Here is a 4,320-nt window from a genome sequence, read left to right on the forward strand (position 1 = left end):
CCCCCACCCCTGCGGGGCGGGGGCCGTGCCCAGGGAGCAGCGTTGACGATGTGGCGCGAATTGCCGGTGAAAGCCCTCCCCTGACGGGGAGGCCGATATCCCCTCACGGTATCCGTTGACGATATGGCGTGAATTGCCTGAGGCAGCACCAAACCCGGGGGCCAGGGCCCCTGGCGGGTGTCGGGGCTGCGCCCCGGCGATGTCGCAGCGCCGGTGCCGGCGCGGCGCGGGGTGCAGCTGTCGCCGGGGCTCCGGGGCCCGCGGCGGGCACCCCCGGCGGTCCCGGGAACGGGCACAGCACCGGGCCCCTGGAAGCGCACCAGCCTGTCACCGGAAAGCGGCCGGGACTTGTCACCGGAGCAGTCCCCGGTCGGCGCACGGGACCTCCCCGGAAACGTCCCCTGGAGCGCCCTTGCCGGAGCGCCGAATACCGGGAACGAATCACTGTTGACTTCCGGTCGGGGAACCTCGCGCACCGCCGTAGCAAGACCGATTCCAGGCCCACGGAACTCTCTGATACGACACCGCATCCATCCCCTCCATCGATCCGGAATTCCCCACATCGAACACCGCCATTCCCGCCCGATCACCGAGACCGAGCCGGTGAGGAAGCCTCAGACGCCACACCACCAGAAAACACAGGGACAAGACCCGTGAGCAGAGCGCAGCGGCAGATGGGGGCGTCGGGCTGGGAATTCCTGGAAAGAAGATGGCCTTTGGCGGGGTTAGGGCCTGGCGGCCCTGGGGGTGTGGGTCGCGCGGCTGCGCCGGGCCGGGAGCAGGGATGAGGGCGGGGCGTGTTCCGGCTGCGCCGGGCCAGGGGGCGGGCAGAGCGGGGTGGGCTCCGGCTGCGCCGGACCGGGGGTGGGGGTGGTGCTGTCGTGCTGGCGCGGCCCGGAAGGGGGATCCGGGGTCTCCGGACGCGACAGGCCTGGGGCAGGGGGCGCGACAGCACCCGGGCGGGCCTGCGGCCCCGGGCAAGCCGACAGACAGGACGACCACAGGACTGACAGGGCGGCAGCAAGACGCGCCGAGGACGCCGACCAGGACATCAGCGGGCGCCGGCACGGGGGCGAGCGGCGGGCAGACAGGACCGGGCGCAGCTGGCCGCCGGTCCGGCGAGGACACCCCTGCGGGGCGGTACGGGCCACCCCCGGGTACTGCTCCGCTCTCGGCATGGTCCCGTGGGGGAAGTAGTCGGCGCCGGACGGACCCATGACCGCACCCCCTTGCCCAGCAGCTCAGACCCCTTGACCCAGGCCTCGCCCGGCCGCGGTCGGAGGCAACTCGTAGGGCAACCCGCAGGGCCACTTGTAGGGCTACTCGTACGGCCACTCGTAGAGCCAGTCGTAGGGCAACCGACAGCCGGATCAGGACATCGACGACGGCCCCGCGTTCCACAAATCTGGAACGACCCCCCAACAAGCCGACGGTGCGGGTAGCGGCGGCCAGGACAGCGCGAATCGGGCACGGCGGCGACGAGCGGGGCCGGGCGCGGCCCGGGGCGCAGCCGGGAACGAGGACATCGGCCAGGACGACGGCAGGCGCCGGCCAGGACGGCGAGGACGGCGGCACGGGCGGAGCGGGAGCGAGCAGGCCGGGCCCGGGGCACAGCCGACGGCGAGCGGGAAAGCCCGATCCCGGCCGGGAAATACCACCGGAACAGCAGGCGAAAAACACCCCGAAAACACCTCGAAAAATACTCCGGGATTCCCGTGCCCATTCCCCCCGGGTCCGGACCGGCCCGTACGGGGGTCACGCGGGCACGACGAACACGGACCGTGAACGTCACACGCGACCGGGACACCCTCCCGGCACGCCCCGCCAGGCCATCCAAGGCGGCCCATGCGGGCCTGCGACGGGCCGAAAACACCCCCGAACCGCCACCAGGTCACACCCTCCGTGGGCTGGGGTCGGCTCCGTCGATAGGGTGTCCGGCATGACCATGACCGGGGAAGTCGAGCGGGTCGTCCACGAGGCACATGCCCAACTCGCTGACAGGACATGGAACCTCACGGAGGCTGACGCCGCCCTGGCCCGGCACACCGCCACCGCCCTCCGCGAAGCAGTCGGCCCCGCCGACGCCCAGCAGGTGCTGGCGCGCATCGACCGGCTCGCCGCCCTGCGTGAAGCGCTCGCCGTCCTCGCCATGTCCGTGGCCCGCACCCACGGCCGCCTCGCCTGGTTCCTCGCCGACTGCAGCAGCCACCTCACCCCGGTCCTGCACTGGCGCGCCCTCGACGCCGCCGATGGCCGCACCTTCGGCACCGTCCTCCCCGACGACGGCGAACTCGCCGACGCGGAGACCGCCGTCCGCCACCTGACCGCCATGCTCACCCAGGCCGCCTGAACCCCGCGGAGCGTCGCCCCGGGTGCGCTCCGGCCGCCCCCAGGCGCACGGTGGGGTGGTGGGCATCGTCGTCGTCATCGAGCACCCGGACCACCCGGCTCAGATGGTCGCGCACGCGGCCGGCACCGACCCGGACTCACCGCGGGACCCGCTTCCGGTCACGGCCTGCGGCCTCGACACCACCAGCATGATCACAAACCCGTGGCAGCCGCCCGGCCCCGGCTCACGCTGGTACCCGCCCTACCTCGCCGCGCTCGTGTGCCCGCGCTGCGACCACGCCGTCCGACGGACATGACGGGGCCCGGCGGGGCACCCTCACGGCTCGGCGGTGCCCCGCCGTCGCCGGACACCCGCACCGGAGCGCAGCCCCCAGACGGGGGTCGTCCGACGTGCGGAGCGGCCAGCGCCCGCCGCAGTGTGGGATGGTGACCCTCGTCGTCGTGATCGAACGGCCCGAACCGCCGGACCCGATGGTTGTGCACGCAGCTGGCACCGACCTCAACGCGTCAGGCGACCCGCTCCCGGTGACGCTCTGCGGCCTCGACACCACGACCATGGCCATCGACCCGTGGCAGCAACCCTCCGGCCCCGGCCTGCACTGGTACCCACCCGACCTCGGCCTGCTCATCTGCCCCCGCTGCGACCAGGCCGTACGACGGACATGATGAGCCCTGGGGGGCACACCGGCCCCGGGCGGGGCCGGTACCTGCGGCTACTGCGGTTCGTCGTCCGGGGTGGAAAGGATGGTGTGACCGTCGAGACGGTTGGCCAGGACCGCGTCCCGTTTCGCTTTGAGGACCCGCTCCTGACGTGCGGACAGGTGCGGCCGCGAACCGAGCACGCCACTGAAGCGTTCCAGCAGGCCGGGCACCCGCTGGGAGATCACTTCGCCGCTCGGCGGCAGCGCCGGCTCCACTGCGGCAGGCGCGGTGGGCGGCTGGATCCGGGGTGCGGCCGCCTCCGCCGCCTCCCAGAGCGGACGGAAGTAGTCGCGGTCGCCGCCGAGGACGTAGAGGAGAACCGCCAGGTCGTCCCAGTCCTCGACGGCTCCGTCCAGGATCTCGCTCACCCGGTCCGGCGTCAGCTTCCACCGGCTGGCGACCGCGACGTCGTAGGCAGTGGGACGGCCGGCGCGCATGTGCAAGGTGCGCAGCGCCGCCAGGAGGTCGTCGACGCCCGGCAGCGGACTGGTGGCGGGCTCTGCGGCCTTGCGCAGGGCCGGTTCCTTCTCCTTGAGGCGCTCGCTCTCCCAGACCTTGCGCAGGATGTGCGGGTCGGCGCCGCAGGCCTTGGCGAAGCGCTCGGTCATGGTCCAGGTCGGCACCCGCTCGCCGCTCAGCAGGCGAGAGAGGTAGGACGGGGAGCAGCCGGTGCGCTTGGCGATGGTTTGCAGGGGCAGGTCGCAGGTGCGGGCGAGCATGGAGAGGACGGGGGCGAGGCGGTTGTAGCTGGCGCGGGAGGGCTCGGCCGCGGCCGCGTCGGTGGTGGGCGGGGGCGTCTTGGCGGGCTCGGTCTGGGAGCGGCGGCTCTTGGGCTTGGTCGGCGCTTCCTGGCGGAAGCGCACGAGCTGGCCCAGGCGGCGGGCGATGTAGGCGGGCTGGAAGCGGTGGCGCGCCGTGTCCTCGCCTATCCCGAGGAGGTCGCCGATGGCGGACCAGGTGAGGCGGCGGTCGCGGGCGAGTCCGACGAGGCCGGCGGTGAGGCCTTCGAGCTGGGCGCGCATGCGCACCGCGCGGCGCAGCGCGTCCTCGGGCGGGGTCTCGGTGGCGGACAGGCAGCGGGCGAGCTGTCGCAGTTCCTCCTGCATGTCCTTGACGATCTCCATCAGGGTGTCCTCCATGCTGGGCGCGTCCGCGCAGGCGGGCGTGCCCGGCGGGTGGGCGGCGGGGAGGGGGCTGGTGGGTCGGTTCTGGTCGGCGGGCGGGTCTTGGCCTTGCGGCGTTCCCGGTGGGCGGCCTGCCGGCAGACGG

Annotated in this window: 4 protein-coding genes; 3 read left to right on the plus strand and 1 reads right to left on the minus strand. The window is 73.4% G+C overall.

Going from position 1 to position 4,320, the window contains the following annotated elements:
* Positions 1-1,939: 1,939 nt before the first annotated feature.
* The 3 genes from ACZ7KX_RS42310 (at position 1,940) to ACZ7KX_RS42320 (ending at position 3,015) form a co-directional block, all read left to right on the plus strand.
* Entirely contained in the window at positions 1,940-2,350 is a 411-nt protein-coding gene (locus tag ACZ7KX_RS42310) for a hypothetical protein (RefSeq protein ID WP_470331281.1), read from the plus strand.
* 58 nt (positions 2,351-2,408) lie between these two features.
* The gene (locus tag ACZ7KX_RS42315) at positions 2,409-2,645 is read left to right on the plus strand and encodes a hypothetical protein (protein ID WP_470331282.1); all 237 of its coding nucleotides are present in this window, start codon (positions 2,409-2,411) and stop codon (positions 2,643-2,645) included.
* A gap of 145 nt (positions 2,646-2,790) precedes the next feature.
* On the plus strand, positions 2,791-3,015 hold the full coding sequence (locus ACZ7KX_RS42320; RefSeq protein ID WP_470331283.1) for a hypothetical protein: 225 nt from the start codon (positions 2,791-2,793) through the stop codon (positions 3,013-3,015).
* Between the two features lie 47 nt (positions 3,016-3,062).
* On the opposite strand, the gene ACZ7KX_RS42325 is transcribed toward ACZ7KX_RS42320, so the two are convergent.
* Positions 3,063-4,190 carry a helix-turn-helix domain-containing protein gene (locus ACZ7KX_RS42325; RefSeq protein ID WP_470331284.1) on the minus strand — a complete coding sequence of 376 codons (1,128 nt, stop codon included), beginning with the start codon at positions 4,188-4,190 and terminating at the stop codon, positions 3,063-3,065.
* Positions 4,191-4,320: the final 130 nt, after the last annotated feature.

The organism is Kitasatospora sp. NPDC038210, assembly GCF_055600605.1.